A 14,990-nucleotide genomic window follows, 5' to 3' on the forward strand; every position below is an offset into this window, starting at 1 on the left:
GAACGGGGGTTGTTGCAAATGAACGTGGTTCGAACCGGCGCCTTGGCCGGCGTGTCCTGCCTGGCAATGCTGGCGTCGCCGGCTCTGGCGAGCGAAGTCTCGGTCACAGCCGGCACCGATGTGGCCGCGGTCACCGATACGGCCGTCACCGACGATCAGCAGAGAACCGCGCACGAAGTGGTCGTGCAGGCCGACATCGGGTTCCGCAATCGGTCGGAAACCACGGAGCCGGTGCTGGTCTACGACACCGATTATTTTCAGCGCTTCGAGCCGCTGACCATCGGGGACGCGCTGAAGCGGGTGCCGAGCGTCACCTTCCTGTCCGACGTGATCGAAAGCGACGGTGCCCGGCTACGCGGGCTTGATCCCGGTTACACCCAGATCCTGATCAACGGGGAAAAGGTGCCGGGGTCGAATGTGGACCGCAGCTTTTTCCTCGACCGCATTCCGGCGGAACTGGTCGATCGGGTCGAAATCGTCCGCTCCAACTCCGCCCGGCGCGCTGCCGACGCGGTCGCGGGCACGCTCAACATCGTGCTGCGGGACGCTTATGCGCTGGACGGTGGCTACGTCCGCGCCGGCGGCCTGCTGTTCGACGACGGCGAGGTGAAGGCGAGCGTCGGGCTGGTCTACGGCGGGAAGGTCGGGCCGGGCCGGCTGCTGGTCGGGGGAACGGTGCAGGGGCGCTACAATCCCAAGGAAAAGCGCAGCCTGCGCTACGGCGATTCGCCCGAAAACAACCCCGACTTCGAAACCGAGGATTTCGACAATCGCGAGGACCAGACGGACGTCCGCGACGGGACGGATTATAATGCCAACGCCTCATATGCCGTCGACCTTGGCGCGACCAGGATCGAGCTTGGCGGCTTCTACGTGCACACCGACCGCAAGGAGACCGAGCGGTCGTTCGAGTATAACGCGCCGTCCGGAGAGTTCGACCCGGTGCCTGACGGCGAAGGCGACGTCGCAGGGCTGCTCACCGACAACTCCAACATCGCGCGGATCGATCAGGACAGCTGGAACGCCAGCTTAAGACTTGCGCACACATGGTCGGCGGGAGAAACCCGGTTCCGGGCGACCTATGCCAGCTTCGACGAAGACCGCGACGAGACCGAGTTCGAGATCGACTTCGACGATGACGACATTGCGTTCGAAGGCGCTCGCACGCTGACCGGAATCAAGGACAAGGAACTCTCGCTGGGCCTGGATCACCGCCTGCCGCTCGGCGCCGGAATCGATTTGCAGTTCGGCGGCTTCATGCAGAACAAGGATCGCGATACCGACATTCGCGAGGGCGAGCAGGAACTGGAGCTGGACCCGGCGCTGCGCGGTTGGGATCGGTCCGATAATCTGCCCGACGAACTGGCCGAACCGTTCGCGGAATATGAGCCGGTCACGGGCGGCCTCAACGAGGTCAGGGAACATCGCCGAGACCTGTTTGCACTGGTCGAAGGCAAGGGCCGGGTCGTCTCTTGGGAAGTCGGCGTCCGTTATGAACATACCAGGGTGCGCATCCGCGACCTGGTGGAAGGCGACCGCTTCGGCAACGATTACGGCCTGTGGCTGCCGTCCGCCTCGATCAAGGCGGACCTGACGCCGCGCGACCGATTCACGGTTTCGGTCGCCCGCACCAATCGGCGGCCACGCTTCGATTTCATCGCCCCGGCGCTGCTGGAAGGCGAGCTGGGCGAGAACGATTTGCTCGGCAACCCGGACCTGAAACCCGAAACGGCGTGGGGCGCGGACGTCGGCTATGAACGCCGCATCGGCCGCACCGGCGTTGCCGGGGTGAATGTCTTCTATCGCAAGGTGAAGGACCTGGTCGAAGTCGCCAATACGGGCCTCGAAGGGTCGGAGGGCGAGGGGACGTTCGTGCTTCAGCCGCGCAACACGGGCGACGGCAAGGCCTGGGGCATCGAATTCGACCTGTCGGCGAGCCTCGGCGTCATCGGCCTGCGGGACACGGGCGTATTCGGGAATCTGTCGCTGCTGGACAGCTCCGTCCGCGATTTCGCAGGCAAGCGCCGGTTCAACGGCCAGTCGCGATTTGTGTACAACGTCGGCTTCATCCAGAACCTGCGGGCGTGGGATGCAGCGTTCGGTGTGACCTATCGCAAGCAGGGTCCGGCCCGGGACCGGATCGTTGGCGAAGAGGTTCGCACAACCTACGGCGCCGACCTGGAGATGTTCGTGGAGAAGAGATTGTTCGACAAGCTGACCATTCGCGCCGTCGGATCGAACCTCCTCAACGGGAAGAAGAAGGAAGTGTTCAACAAGTTCGATACGATCGACGACCAGCTCAATCGCGACTTCGACGAGTATGAGCTTGAACAGGAAGAGGCCGGGCCCGTGTTCCAGTTGATCGCCCGGTACGCCTTCTGATGCGTCTCGTCCTGGCCCTGTCCGCGCTGCTGCTTGCCGGGTGCACCGGCACGTCGCCGGCCGGCAACTCCGCCGTGCCTACCGCGACCGTCGCCGCCCGCGGGGAGACGGTCCCGGTCGGCACCGCCAACGCCGATGCCGCCGACGACCCTGCAATCTGGCGCAACGTCCAGCGGCCGGCGGACAGCCTGATCGTCGCGACCGACAAGAAAGCCGGCCTCTACGTCTACGGCCTCGACGGGCGGGTGCGCTCCTTCGTTTCCGCGGGACAGGTCAACAATGTCGACCTCATCGATCTTGGCGCCGACGGCGTGGTGGTGGTGGCGAGCGATCGCAACGACCTCACCAATGCCAGGCTACAGATGTACCGGCTCGACACGACCGCGGCCCGGCTGACACCGGTCGGCTCCGCGCCGGGCGGGGCCGGGGAGGCCTACGGCGTGTGCCTGTGGCGCGCCGGCGCGGACCTGTTCGCTTTTTCCGTTTTGAAGGAAGGGGCCGTTCACCAGGTCCGGCTCGATCCGCGGACCGGCAAGGGGACGATCGTGCGATCGCTGAAGCTGGCCAGCCAGCCGGAGGGCTGCGTGGTCGACCCTCGCCGGGCGGAGCTTTACGTCGGCGAAGAGGCGACAGGGATCTGGCGCTTCGATGCCAGACCGACCGCGAAGCCGAGCGGCGCTTTGGTGGCGCGGGTGGATTCGCAACGCTTGTTCGCGGACGTGGAAGGGCTGGCGCTGGCGCCCAACGGGGCGAACGGTGGCTATCTGGTGGCCTCGAGCCAGGGCGACAACGCCTATGCCGTCTTCACCCTGCCCGACATGCGCTTCGCCGGACGCTTCCGGATCGGAGCCGGCCGGTTCGACGGCACGGAGGAGACGGACGGGATCGAACTGGTGCTCGGCGATTTCGGCCTCGACTATCCGGGCGGATTGCTGGTGGTGCAGGACGGCCTGAAGCAGCCGGCGCAAGGTGGTGAGCGGCAGAATTTCAAGCTGGTTGCCTGGTCCGACGTGCAACGCGCGCTGGGCCTTTGACAATGGTGCTGGTTGATCGCCGCGGGTTCGCCGGAGCAGCCGCGGCCGGCATCGCGTTCGGAGCGCTGCCCGCGCGCGCGGACTGGCTTCATCAAAGGGCTGCACAGGTCCCGGCACCCTATCGCAACGAAACGTCCGGATTTGGGCCGCTGGTCCCCGACCCCCGGGCCTATTTCGATTTGCCGGCCGGCTTCAGCTATGCGGTCGTAAGCCAGGCCGGCGAGGCGATGGACGACGGCTTCATCGCCCCCGATCATTTCGACGGCATGGCCTGCTTTGCCGCTGGGCGCGGCAAGGTCGCGCTGGTCCGCAACCACGAATTGAAGGCCGACGCCGGGGCCAAAGGACCGGCGGGAGCCAGTGAGCGGCTGCGCGACCGGCTGCGCAAATCGCCGCACTTCGGGACCGATGGGAGCGGGCGGGTGCTGCCGGGCGGCACCAGCACCGTCATCGTCGATCTCGCGTCGCGGCGGCGGTTGCAGCAATGGTTGAGCCTGGCGGGCACCGCGGTGAATTGCGCGGGCGGTGCCACGCCGTGGGGTAGCTGGCTCAGCTGTGAGGAGACCACGATCGCCCGGCCGGAGGTCAGCCGCTCGCACGGCTGGATCTTCGAGGTGCCGTCCGCGCACCGCGGCCTCGTGCAGCCGGTTCGGCTGACCGACATGGGCCGGTTTCGGCATGAAGCGGCAGCGATCGATCCGCTGAGCGGCGTCGTCTACCTGACGGAGGACCGGGACGACGGGCTGTTCTATCGCTTCCTGCCCAATGACAAACGCCGCATCGGCCGTGGCGGCCGACTGCAGTCCTTGGCGCTGACCGGACAGGCGCGCGCAGACACGCGCAACTGGAACAGCGGCGATATGCCGCTCCGGCAGCCGCTTGGCGTCCGCTGGATCGATCTGGATGCGGTCCACAGCCCCGAAGACGACCTTCGGCAGCGGGGCCGGGCGGCGGGCGCGGCGATTTTCGCGCGGGGTGAAGGCATCGAGTTCGGCCGCGGCGAGCTCTACTTCACCTGCACCTCCGGCGGGCCGAAACGGCATGGCCAGATCATGCGCTATCGCCCGGGATCGCCGGACAGCATCGAACTGTTCGTGGAAAGCGGCGATGCCGACGTCTTCGACTATGGCGACAACCTGACCATCGCGCCGTGGGGCGACCTGATCGTCTGCGAGGACCGGACGGACGGAAAGACCAACCATTTGCGCGGGGTTCGGCCGGACGGGCGCATCTACACCTTCGCCCGGCTGCACGCGGACACGGAGCTTGCCGGCGCGTGTTTCTCCCCGGACGGCACGACCCTGTTCGTGAACGCCTATGCGCCTGGGCGGACGCTGGCGATCACCGGTCCGTGGGCACGGATCCGGACGACTTCGACCTGACGGAAAGCACCGGGCGGCTGGTGGAGCTGAGGGGAATCGAACCCCTGACCTCTGCAGTGCGATTGCAGCGCTCTCCCATCTGAGCTACAGCCCCGCACCGGTTGCTGCGCGCCCCTCTAGCGGTGGTTCGCCCCCCTTGCAACGGCTGTCATCGCCTCACCGCTGGTCCCTGTCATTCCGGCCCGGCAACCTTTCTCCCGGCTGGAACCAGCCCCTCTCGAGGCTCGTTTAAAAGTCTCCATGCGGCGGGCACCCCCGCCCGCGGCCGCATGACCCTTTGGAGGAGTTGTAATGGCTTACGATCGGTATGAGAACCGAGGCGGCTGGCGTGACAATGACCAGCGCGAGCGCGGCTATCGCGGCAGCGAAGGCCGTGGACGGGATGACGACCGCGGCTTTTTCGAGCGCGCGCGGGACGAGGTGCAGAGCTGGTTCGGCGATGAGGAAGCGGAGCGCCGGCGTCACCAGGACGACCGCATGAGCCACAATGAGAGCAGCCGCTACGGCCCAGGCCGTGAGCGCAGCGAGCAGCGTGGTTTTGGCGGCTCTTCCGATCACCGCGGGCGCGACGATGAGCGCTCCGGCTTCGACCGGGGCAGCCTGTTCAGCGGCGGTCAGTCCAGCAGCTACGGCCGTGGCCGTGACGAGGCCGATTATCGCAATCAATATGGTCGCGGTGGCGGCGAAAGCGGCGGCTTCGGTGGCGGCGGCTATGAGCGGCAGAGCTCGCGCTATCCATCTGGCTATGGTCAGACCGGTGGCGGCAGCTTCCAGTCGCGCGGCCGCGATGACGAAGGGTCCGAGTTCCGGCGCGACTATGAGCGCGATCGCGGCGCATTCTTCGGCAGCAGCAGCGGCCGCGATCGCGACGACGATTACCGGCCGATGACCGGCGATTATGGCCGCGGCTCCAGCCAGAGCAGCCGCTCGGGCATGGGCAGCCAGAACTACGGCCAGCAGCAATATGGCCGGCAGGATTTCAGCCAGGACCAGGACCGCGACCGCTCGGGCGGGCAGCGCTACAACTATGGCGGCTGGGGCGATGACGACAGCCGTCGCCAGAGCGGCGGCATGATGGGCCGCGCCGCAGCGGCTGGAGCGGCGGCGTTCGGCGGCAGTCGCAGCGCGCACGACGATCATTATTCGAGCTGGCGCCAGCGTCAGATCGAAGACCTCGACAATGATTACGAGGACTATCGGCGCGAGCATCAGTCCAAGTTCGAGAATGAATTCTCGGGCTGGCGTCAGCAGAAGCAGACCAAGCGGCAGATGCTGAACTCCATTCAGGAGCATGCCGAGGTGGTCGACCAGAATGGCGAGCGCATCGGCACTGTCGACAAGGTTCGGGGTGACAAGGTCATCCTGACCAAGAACGACCCTGAAGCCGGCGGCGTCCATCGCAGCTTCTCCTGCACGCTGCTGGAGAAGGTCGAGGACAACAAGGTCTATCTGTCCGGCACCAAGGACAGCATCCGCAGCCGCTTGACCGAAGAGCGCGAGGACGATCGCAGCCGTTCGAGCGGCGGGATCCTGGGCGGTCTTTTCGGAAGCGACCGCGACGAGGATCGCACCGAGCGGATGCGCGAAGAGCAGCGTTCGACGACGTCCTCGAGCAGCGATGGCCCGCACATGCTGGATCGCAGCTTCTCCGGCACCTACGAGGACGACAGCAAGACGTCCTGAAGCGCCATATCCTGGTGCTGAGGAAGGCCCGGCCGCTGAAAGGCGGCCGGGCCTTTTCCGTTTGAGCGCGAAAGCCTAGAGCCCAGCAGTACCCGCAACAGGAGATCCGACATGCCCCGCGCCTGGCACCTCAAGAGCCGCCCGTCCGGGCTGCCCACCAGCGACAATTTCGAGTTCAAGGACATCGCCCTGCCCGAGCTTGGCGAAGGCATGGTCCATGTCCGCAACCAGTGGCTGTCGGTGGACCCTTACATGCGCGGCCGGATGAATGACGTGAAGAGTTACGTTCCCCCATTCCAGATCGGCGAACCTCTGGAGGGGGGCGCGGTCGGCGAGGTGGTCGAGAGCCGCGATCCGAACTTCGCGCCCGGCGATCGCGTGCTGCACATGGCCGGCTGGCGCGACGAGGCGGTCGTGCCGGGCAGTGCGCTGAACAAACTGCCGCAAATTCCGGGCGTGGAGCCGCAGGCGTTCCTCGGCAATCTGGGGCTCACCGGCGGCACGGCCTATTGGGGCCTGCTCGAGGCGGCGCAGGCGAAAGCGGGCGACATCGTGTTCGTGTCGGCCGCCGCCGGCGCGGTCGGGTCGGCGGTGGTGCAGATCGCCAAGGCCAGGGGCATGACGGTAATTGGCTCGGCCGGCGGGGCCGAGAAGTGCGAATTTGTCCGCTCGCTCGGTGCCGATGCGGTGGTCGACTACAAGGCCGGGCCGCTGGTGAAGAGCCTGGCCGAGGCCGCGCCGAAGGGCATCGACGTTTATTTCGACAATGTCGGCGGCGACCATCTCGACGCCGCCTTCGCCCACGCCCGCAAGGACGCGCGCTTTGCCATTTGCGGCATGATCGAGGGCTACAATGCCGCCGAGCCGATGTGCTTCCGCTACATCATGCGCGTGATCGCGATGCGGATCATGCTCAAAGGCTTCATCTACACCGACTACATGCCGCGCATGGCCGAATTCTATGGCGAGATGGGGCCGTGGGTCGCCGGCGGACAGGTCAAGAGCCGGGATACGGTGATGGACGGGTTGGAGAAGACCCCGGACGCGTTCCTGGGCCTCTTTTCGGGTGCCAATACGGGCAAGATGCTGGTTCGCTTGTAAAGCACGACCCCGGCGCGAAGCCGGGGTTCGTCGCCTATCGCTTACACCTGGTTGTAGTTGCAGCTTGCCGGATTGCCGGTGCTGAGGCCGCGGCGAAGGGCTTCCATGCGCTGGGCCGAGGAGCCGTGGGTGAAGCTTTCCGGTACGACGCGACCCTGCGTCTGGCGCTGCAGCGTGTCATCGCCGATGGCTTCGGCCGCGCGCATCCCTTCCTCGATGTCGCCCGCCTCGATGATCGCGCTGCCATCAGCGTTGCGGGCATTGGCGGCCCAGACCCCCGCGTAGCAATCGGCCTGTAGTTCGACGCCGACCTGCACCTGATTGCCGGCGACCGTGTTCGACCGGCTCTGCGCCTGGCTCGCCCGGTCCAGCGTACCTTCGAGATTCTGGACGTGGTGCCCGACCTCATGCGCGATCACATAAGCCTGGGCGAAGTCGCCGGGCGCACCAAAGCGCTGGCTGAGCTCATTAAAGAAGGCCGGGTCGATGTAGATATTCTGGTCGCCCGGGCAATAAAATGGTCCCATCGCTGCCTGGCCGAGGCCGCACGCCGTTTGGGTGCCACCCGTATAGGCGACCAGACGCGGTTCCGCGTATCGCTGTCCCGCTCGCTGGAACAGCGCGCCCCAGGTTCGGTCGGTCGATTCCAGAACGCTGGTCAACAGCCGCTCATTTTCTGTCGACAGGCGCGATTGTCCGGGGGCGGATTGCTGCGTGCTGCTGCCCCCGCCGGACAGGATGCCGCCACCCCCCATGCTGGAAAGGGCGCAATAGCCAAGCGCAAGGATCAGGATGCCGACGATGCCGAAGCGGCTGAGGATCAGCGGCAGGAACAGCCCGATGAGCCCGCCGCCACCGCCCAGCAGCGGCGATCCGCCGCTTTGTCCCGTACGGTCGATGAAATTGTCGCTGCTGCCAGGATCGTCGAGCCGCATTCTTGTCTCCCTTGCCGACGCAAATGCCTCGGGACCCGTAACGGTTGCAAACCAATCGGCGGCGCGCAACAGGCCGTGTGAGTGGAGGACTATAGCATGCTTCTGAAAGACAAGGTTGCGCTGGTTACCGGATCGACCTCCGGCATCGGCCTGGCGATCGCGCGGACGCTGGCCGCCGAAGGCGCGCGGGTGATGCTGAACGGGTTCGGCGACAAGGCGGAGATCGAAACGATCCGGCAGGAACTCTCGACGCTCGCCGGCGACGAGGCGGGTTATTCGGACGCCGACCTGTCCAATCCGCACGCCATCGACGAAATGGTGGCGCTGTGCACCAACGAGCTTGGCTCACCCTCCATCCTGGTCAACAATGCGGGCGTGCAGCATGTGGCGCCGGTGGACGACTTCCCGCCGGAGAAGTGGGACGCGATCATCGCGATCAACCTGTCGGCCGTGTTCCACACGACGCGGCTGTGCCTGCCGTCCATGCGCCAGCGCGGCTGGGGCCGGATCATCAATACCGCCAGCGCCCACAGCCTGGTCGCGAGCCCGAACAAGAGCGCCTATGTCGCCGCCAAGCATGGCGTCGCCGGCTTCACCAAGTCGGTCGCGCTGGAGGCGGCGCGGGACGGTGTCACGGTGAACTGCATTTCCCCGGGCTATGTCTGGACCCCGCTGGTCGAGGCGCAGATCCCGGACACGATGAAGACCCGCGGCCTGACCCGCGAGCAGGTGATGAACGATGTTCTGCTCGCCGCCCAGCCGACCAAGCGCTTCGTCGAGCCGGTCGAGGTCGCCAGCCTGGCGCTCTACCTGTGCCGGCCCGAGGCCGGCTCCATCACCGGTGCCAACTTGTCGATGGACGGGGGCTGGACAGCGCAATAGGCTGCCGGACATGCGTAACCTGTTGCTTCTGCTTGCCGCCGTGGCGCCGCTTGCCGGATGCGCGGTCCCGGGGCGCCCGGAGTTTGAGGGATCAGCCGCCGTCCGGGACTGGCGACAAGTCGTGACCGACGAGGATCGCGCGCGGTTGCGGGACTGGCGCGAGGCCTGGCTTCGGGCGCTTCGGCAAGCAGAGCGGGCCGGGCATGCGGCCAGCATTCGCGCCGAAGGCCCGTTGCTGCAGCCGGATGCGGCGCTGGGCGGCGGGCCCATTCCCAACGGCGAATATCGCTGCCGGGTGATCAAGGTCGGCGCGAAGAGCAGCGGACTGTTGGACTACATCGCCTATCCCGCCTTCCGCTGCCGCATCAGGCAGGAGCGCGACCTTCAGGGATTTGCCAAGCTGTCGGGGTCGCAGCGCCAGGTCGGCCTGATCTTTCCCGATAGTCCGTTGCGGCAGGTTTTCCTCGGCACGCTGGTGCTGGGTGATGAGTCCCGGGCAATGCAGTACGGCGGCGACCGCGACCGCGATCTGGCCGGCTATGTCGAGCGGATCGGGCCGGCGCGCTGGCGGCTGGTGATGCCTTATCCGCGGTTCGAAAGTCTGGTGGACGTGCTGGAGCTGGTTCCGACATCCCCCTGAATGAGTGGCTGGACCGCGGCTTGTGCCGGAGTACAAAGAGGCATGAAGATCCTCCTCCTTGCCGCCGCCGCAATCATTGCGGCACCTGCTTCCGCCGCTACCGTCCGTGAGGCGGTGCAGGGGGACATGCCGCAGCTGATGAGCCTGTATCGGGAACTGCACGCCAACCCCGAGCTCTCGATGCAGGAGGTGAAGACGCCCGCACGGCTGGCGCCGGAACTTCGCAAGCTGGGCTTCAAGGTGACGGACAAGGTCGGCAAGACCGGCGTGGTCGCGGTCATGGCCAATGGGGCTGGGCCGGTGCTGATGATCCGGGCCGACATGGACGGCCTGCCGGTCATCGAACAGACCGGTTTGCCCTACGCCTCCAAAACGCGGGCCAAGGCGAATTCCGGCGTGGAAACGGGCGTCATGCACGCCTGCGGCCACGACACCCACATGGCGGCGTTCATTGGCACTGCGCGCCGGCTTGCGGCCATGAAGGCACAGTGGTCAGGCACGCTGGTGATGATCCTGCAGCCGGGCGAGGAAACCGGCGAGGGCGCCAAGGCGATGCTGGACGACGGCCTCTACAGCCGCTTTCCGAAACCGTCATCGGTGATTGCCTTTCACGACGCGGCCGCATTGCCAGCCGGCACCATCGGAGTGACGCCCGGCTATGCACTGGCGAACGTCGACAGCGTCGACATCACCGTCAAGGGCGTCGGCGGCCACGGCGCGTATCCGCAGACCACCAAGGACCCGATCGTCCTTGCCAGCCGCATCGTGACCACGTTGCAGACCCTGGTAAGCCGTGAGAACAGCCCGCAGGATCCGGCGGTGGTGACGGTTGGAAGCTTCCAGGCCGGCGCCAAGCACAACATCATCTCGGACGAAGCGCGGCTGCAACTGACGGTGCGCAGCTACACCCCCGAAGTGCGCAAGCTGCTGCTCGACGGGATCCGTCGAATCGCCCGGGGTGAAGCCATCGCTGCGGGAATGCCGGAGGACCGCATGCCGGTGGTGACGGTGCGCGAAGAGATGTTCACGCCGTCCACCTTCAACACCGACCGGCTGTCCAATCGCGCGCTCGAGCTGTTCACCGCCAGCTTCGGCGCGGAGCGGGTGAAGAAGGTGCCGGCCGTTATGGGCGGCGAGGATTTCAGCCGCTTCTGGCTGGCCGACAAGAGCATGGAAAGCCTGATCTTCTGGGTCGGCGGGACCCCCGCGCAGCAATGGCAGGCGGCGGGCGGTGACGCGGCCAGGCTTCCTTCGCTCCATTCGCCCTTCTGGGCGCCCGACGCCGAAGCCGTGATCGCGACGGCGAGCGAAGCCATGACACTCGCCGCCCTGGACATATTGAAGAAGTAGCGAAGTCGCGCGCTCGCCCGCGGGCGTTAGGAGTATATTTGTAAATTCTACCGACAGTGCTCGGCATGTCGGTTATTCTGACAATCCGGTGCCGGACGTGAGCGCGCTGCTCTCGTTCTGGAGCCATGCGCTGGCCGCGCTGATGTTCGCCGCGCTCCTGATCTGGCAGTTGCGGGACGGGGTTCGGGCACCGGTGCAGCGCGTCCTCCTGGCCGGGCTTCTGCTGACCGCCGCTTGGGGCTGGCTGACCGCCATTGCGCCGCAGGGCCTGCTCGCCGGTCACGCGGAAACCGCCCGCAACCTCATATGGATCGGACTGCTCTACGCGCTGGCGGCCATGCGGCAGGAAGAAGAGCGCCAGTTGCGCGGTGTCCGGCTGGTCTATGCGGCGGTGGCCGCCGTGCTGGCGCTGCAGTTCGTCCTGGATCTGCTCACCCCCCTTCGCGCGGGTTCGGACGGCGGTGCGGGGCTCGGCCAGACCGCGACCGTGCTGCGTCTCACAGCAGCGGCGGGAGCGCTGGTGCTGGTGCACAATCTTTACGGCCAAGCCGCGACTTCGACCCGGACATCGATCCGCCTCGTCATGCTCGCGCTGGCCCTGACCTGGATCTACGATCTTAATCTTTACACCTTCAACTCTATCGATCCAGTGTTGAGCCGCGGCCTTTATGATGCTCGCGGTGCCTTCATCGCGGCGATTGCGCCATTGTTCGCGCTCGGCATGAACCAGAAAAACGGCTGGCGCTTCAGCCTGTCCCGGGCAGCCACCTTCCAATCGCTCTCCCTGCTGGGGATCTGCTCCTACTTCGTGGTGATGGCCGTGCTTGCGACCGTGCTGGACAACAGCGATTGGCAATGGGCCAGGGGCCTGGCCGTCTTGGCGCTCGCAGCGATGACGGTCGCCGCGCTCGTCTTGCTGCCCTCGCCCAAAGCGCGCGCGTGGCTGAAGGTCAAGGTCGCCAAGCATCTGTTCGAGCATCGTTATGACTATCGGTCCGAGTGGCTTCGCTTCGCCGGAACGCTGGGGCGAAGCGGTTCCGATGCGCCCTTGGCCGAGCGCGTAATCAAGGCGCTGGCGGATATCGTCGACGCGCCCGCGGGCTTGCTGCTGAGCATGGACGAAAGCGGATTTGCGATCGAGGCCAGCTGGAATTGGCCGAACCGCCTGCCGCCGCTTGGCTCTCGAACTGAAATCGAAGCGTTCTGGCAGGACCTCGCGCCGGAGGGACGCATCGTCGAGTTCGATCCGGTTCGCGCTGGTATTGGCGAAGCGGCCGTTCCGGTGCCCGATGCGATGCTCGACGAGGAACGGCTATGGGCGGGCGTTCCGCTGATCCACCGCGACCGCGCGATCGGGCTGGTGCTGATGGCTGCACCGGACCATCGCCGCCCGCTGGATTGGGAGGACTTCGACCTTCTCCGCACCGCCGGCCGGCAGGCGGCCTCGTCGTTGGCCGAGGCGCATGGCCAGCAGGCGCTGATGAATGCGCAGCGGTTCGAGGAATTCAACCGGCGTTTCGCCTTCATCCTTCACGACATCAAGAATCTGGTGAGTCAGCTGAGCCTCCTGACCCGCAATGCCGAGCGCCATGCGGACAATCCGGAATTCCGCGCCGACATGGTGGCGACACTGAAAAGTTCGGTCGGCAAGATGAATGATCTGCTGACCCGACTGGCCCCAAAGGCCGGAACGGCGGGGACTCCCGGCAGTGCCGTGTTTTCTCTCCGGTCGCTGCTGACCTCGGTGGTGGCGGCCCGCAAGGGCGGACGCGAAGTGCGGCTGCTGGGCCCGACCGGGCTGCTGGTCCGCGGCGATGCGGCCGGCCTCGAGCAGGCGATCTCCCATCTCGTCCAGAATGCCTTGGACGCCAGCGAACCCGACCAGCCCGTCACGATCCGGGTCAGCGCAGCGGGGGAGCAGGTCGCGGTCGAGATCATCGACAAGGGCTGCGGAATGGACGCCGAATTCGTCCGCTCCCGCCTGTTCCAGCCGTTCGCCTCGACCAAGGACTCCGGCTTTGGGATCGGCGCCTATGAGGCCCGCGCGCTCGTCCTGGCGATGGGGGGTGAATTGTCCGTCACCAGCCGGCCGGGTGCCGGAACGCACTTTTCCATTCTTTTGCCCGCGGCGGGCGCAACACCGGAAAGCATGACCGCATGAGCGACACCGAGCTACCCGTCCTGTTGGTCGTCGAGGACGACGAAGGCCTGCAGCGGCAGCTGAAATGGGCCTATGACGGCTACAAGGTCGTGATTGCCGGCACGCGGGCGGAGGCGGTCGACATGTTGCGGCTGCACGAGCCCGCCGTGGTCACGCTGGACCTCGGGCTGCCGCCCGACCCGGACGGAACGGCAGAAGGCTTCGCCTGCCTCACCGAGCTGTTGAGCGTGAAGCCAGATAGCAAGGTGATTGTCGCGTCGGGACACGGCGCCCGCGAAAGCGCCCTCAAGGCGATCGCGCTCGGCGCCTACGACTTTTACCGTAAGCCGGTTGATATCGATGAGCTTGGCCTGATCGTGGCGCGGGCCTTCCACCTGCACGACATCGAGGCGGAGAACCGCCGGCTGGCGGAGGGCGTGGGCGCGGGCACCACCGTCCTCGGTTCGATCATCTCCGCGGCGCCGGAGATGCTGAAGGTGGCGCGCACAGTGGAGCGGGTCGCGCCAGCGGACGTGTCGGTAATGCTGCTCGGTGCAAGCGGGACCGGCAAGGAACTGCTTGCGCGCGCGGTCCATGAGAAAAGTCCACGTTCCGCCGGCGCCTTCATCGCGATCAACTGCGCGGCGATCCCCGAGAATTTGCTGGAAGCCGAATTGTTCGGGTTCGAGCGCGGCGCGTTCACCGGTGCGATCAAGACGACCCCTGGCAAGATTGAGCTGGCGCAGGGCGGCACTCTGTTTCTGGACGAGGTGGGCGACATTCCGCTGCCGCTGCAGGTCAAGCTGCTTCGATTCTTGCAGGAGCGGGTGATCGAGCGGATCGGCGGCCGTGCGCCCATTGCGGTCGACACCCGGGTCGTATGCGCAACCCATCAGAATCTGGACGCGATGTGTGCGGACGGACGGTTCCGCGAGGATCTTTACTATCGTTTGGCCGAGATCGTGATCCCGATCCCGAGCCTGTCCGAACGCCCGGGCGATGCGGTGCTGCTGGCCCGCCACTTCGTCGCCAGATTCGCTCGTGAACTCGGGCGGCCGGTGGCCGGCCTTGCCCCCGATGCAGTGGCGCTGATCGACGGGCATGCCTGGCCCGGCAATGTCCGCGAACTTGAAAACCGCATCAAGCGGGCGGTGATCATGGCCGACGGCAAGCAGATTACGGCCGCCGACCTCGATCTTCGGGCGCCGGCCGTCGAGGGGGAGGGGCTGGCAATCAACCTGCGCGCGGCCCGGGAGGCTGCCGATCGGCGAGCGATCCACCAGGCCCTGGTCCGGACGGAGCATAATATCTCGGGCGCCGCAAAGCTGCTCGGGATTAGCCGTCCGACCCTGTATGACCTGCTGAAACAGTACCGTCTTTCGGCCTGATCGAGGTTAGGACGGGGAACCAGCGCCTGACCGGAGCGCTATTCGATGCAAATCCCTTTGTATCGGAACAGCA

Annotated in this window: 11 protein-coding genes and 1 tRNA gene; 10 read left to right on the forward strand and 2 right to left on the reverse strand. The window is 66.2% G+C overall.

Annotated features, from left to right (window positions below; all coding sequences use genetic code 11):
• The first annotated feature begins 18 nt into the window (after positions 1–18).
• Genes AC4GYS_RS06540 through AC4GYS_RS06550 form a run of 3 tightly spaced genes read left to right on the forward strand, consistent with a single transcriptional unit; the run spans position 19 to position 4,798 of the window.
• Positions 19–2,382 (forward strand): TonB-dependent receptor plug domain-containing protein, encoded by a 2,364-nt coding sequence (locus AC4GYS_RS06540; RefSeq protein WP_491108283.1) that lies wholly within the window; start codon positions 19–21, stop codon positions 2,380–2,382.
• On the forward strand, positions 2,382–3,416 hold the full coding sequence (locus tag AC4GYS_RS06545) for a phytase (protein WP_491108284.1): 1,035 nt from the start codon (positions 2,382–2,384) through the stop codon (positions 3,414–3,416). The genes AC4GYS_RS06540 and AC4GYS_RS06545 overlap by 1 nt, the downstream gene beginning before the upstream one ends.
• Positions 3,417–3,418: 2 nt before the next feature.
• The gene (locus AC4GYS_RS06550) at positions 3,419–4,798 is read left to right on the forward strand and encodes an alkaline phosphatase PhoX (RefSeq protein WP_491108285.1); all 1,380 of its coding nucleotides are present in this window, start codon (positions 3,419–3,421) and stop codon (positions 4,796–4,798) included.
• Between the two features lie 18 nt (positions 4,799–4,816).
• On the opposite strand, the gene AC4GYS_RS06555 is transcribed toward AC4GYS_RS06550, so the two are convergent.
• Positions 4,817–4,892: transfer RNA gene (locus AC4GYS_RS06555), tRNA-Ala, on the reverse strand.
• Positions 4,893–5,089: 197 nt separating this feature from the next.
• On the opposite strand from AC4GYS_RS06555, the gene AC4GYS_RS06560 reads away from it, so the two are divergent.
• Positions 5,090–6,481 (forward strand): DUF2171 domain-containing protein, encoded by a 1,392-nt coding sequence (locus tag AC4GYS_RS06560; RefSeq protein WP_491108286.1) that lies wholly within the window; start codon positions 5,090–5,092, stop codon positions 6,479–6,481.
• Positions 6,482–6,592: 111 nt separating this feature from the next.
• Complete coding sequence (locus AC4GYS_RS06565; RefSeq protein WP_491108287.1) at positions 6,593–7,582, forward strand: NADP-dependent oxidoreductase; 990 nt, start codon at positions 6,593–6,595, stop codon at positions 7,580–7,582.
• 41 nt (positions 7,583–7,623) lie between these two features.
• On the opposite strand, the gene ypfJ is transcribed toward AC4GYS_RS06565, so the two are convergent.
• On the reverse strand, positions 7,624–8,517 hold the full coding sequence (gene ypfJ / locus AC4GYS_RS06570) for a KPN_02809 family neutral zinc metallopeptidase (protein ID WP_491108288.1): 894 nt from the start codon (positions 8,515–8,517) through the stop codon (positions 7,624–7,626).
• 96 nt (positions 8,518–8,613) lie between these two features.
• Between ypfJ and AC4GYS_RS06575 the strand changes: the two genes are divergently transcribed.
• From AC4GYS_RS06575 to prsR, 5 genes are all read left to right on the forward strand, one after another.
• Entirely contained in the window at positions 8,614–9,399 is a 786-nt protein-coding gene (locus AC4GYS_RS06575) for a 3-hydroxybutyrate dehydrogenase (protein WP_491108289.1), read from the forward strand.
• A gap of 10 nt (positions 9,400–9,409) precedes the next feature.
• Complete coding sequence (locus AC4GYS_RS06580) at positions 9,410–10,039, forward strand: DUF4893 domain-containing protein (protein ID WP_491108290.1); 630 nt, start codon at positions 9,410–9,412, stop codon at positions 10,037–10,039.
• Positions 10,040–10,081: 42 nt separating this feature from the next.
• Entirely contained in the window at positions 10,082–11,389 is a 1,308-nt protein-coding gene (locus AC4GYS_RS06585) for an amidohydrolase (RefSeq protein ID WP_491108291.1), read from the forward strand.
• A 97-nt stretch (positions 11,390–11,486) separates the two neighbouring features.
• A complete protein-coding gene (prsK, locus tag AC4GYS_RS06590; protein WP_491108292.1) occupies positions 11,487–13,550 on the forward strand; it encodes an XrtA/PEP-CTERM system histidine kinase PrsK in 2,064 nt (687 codons plus the stop codon).
• The gene (prsR, locus tag AC4GYS_RS06595) at positions 13,547–14,917 is read left to right on the forward strand and encodes a PEP-CTERM-box response regulator transcription factor (protein ID WP_491108293.1); all 1,371 of its coding nucleotides are present in this window, start codon (positions 13,547–13,549) and stop codon (positions 14,915–14,917) included. The genes prsK and prsR overlap by 4 nt, the downstream gene beginning before the upstream one ends.
• Positions 14,918–14,990: the final 73 nt, after the last annotated feature.

It is taken from the genome of Sphingomonas sp. SP1, from assembly GCF_058313395.1.